1 protein-coding gene is annotated in these 1,067 nt (G+C 58.7%); it reads right to left on the bottom strand.

Annotation, left to right across the window (positions count from 1 at the left end):
* Positions 1–880: 880 nt before the first annotated feature.
* Positions 881–1,067 (bottom strand): hypothetical protein (locus VJ956_RS14195; RefSeq protein WP_324085696.1); only part of this gene is annotated, 187 nt, incomplete at its 5' end.

Here is a 1,067-nt window from a genome sequence, read left to right as displayed (position 1 = left end):
GAAGCGTCTTTCGAAGGAATAGCGGTTTGTTTTTATGCGCTTGGGGGTGAGCCACCGATGCCGGGGCGCGTTCAATTTTCAGATTGAAAGCTGAAAACTGAAAACTGAAAACTTCGAATTCATCTCGCCCCGCGCTGCGCGCTTGCGGGCGACCTACTTTTCACAAGCGCCTGAAAAGTAGGCAAAAGCGCTTTTTACAGGCGGCAGAGGGTTGCGGTGCGGGTGGGTGGAATTGGTGGTTAGGTGTTTGATCGCGGGGTGGGCTGGAGATCTTCTTGCCCGTGCGACATGTGTGTCATGGCTTGCGGGTGACGACGGGATTCCGGCTTCGATCTTTATCGGAGCGGGGTTGTCTCGATCGAGTTTGTTGTGATCGTCGGTGGATGCTGAAGCGGGTTCCAGTTCGGGGTGGTGAGTGGGAGCAGCGGCCAGGCTCGCCACGTTGCTTCTGCAACCGGCTGCCGGAGGCTTCCTGCTTCTGACCGTGCACCGGATAATGCCAATTTTTCTATGGGCGCATCCTGCGCCGATGAATCAGGCACAAATCGCGGCCTGGAGACCGCTCCTACCCGACACGTCGAGCATCGTCACCATGCCCGCCACCGGGCAAGAATACCAACCGCAACCAGGCCACCACCAGCCCTCACCGCCCCGAACTGGAACCCGCTTCAGCATCCCCCAACAGACCCGTGCGAGCACGATCGCCACGACCCCGCTCCGATAACCATCGAAGCCGGAATCTTTGGGCTGCCCGTAAGCCGAAGGTGAACACTCCGCACGGACAGGAAGATCCCGGACCGAAGCCCGATGCCACACACCTAACCCCCACACGCTCCGACCAGCACCGCCAACAGCTGCCGCCTGTAAAAAGCGCTTTTGCCTACTTTTGTCGCGACTGACAAAAGTAGGTCGCCCGCAAGCGCGCAGCGCGGGGCGAAATGCAGTTGAAGTTGAAGTTGAAGTTGAAGTCGAAAGTTGAATTTGAATCAAAAAAAGCCGCCCCACCCGCCAGGGTGGACCCGTCAGCCCTGCCGGCGCCCCGGCAAAACTTCAAACCTCCGATACTG

Source organism: Marinobacter sp. (assembly GCF_035268745.1).
Classification (GTDB): domain Bacteria; phylum Pseudomonadota; class Gammaproteobacteria; order Pseudomonadales; family Oleiphilaceae; genus Marinobacter.
The sequence above is the reverse complement of the archived record's forward strand: the minus strand, read 5'-3'. Positions and strand labels throughout refer to the sequence as shown.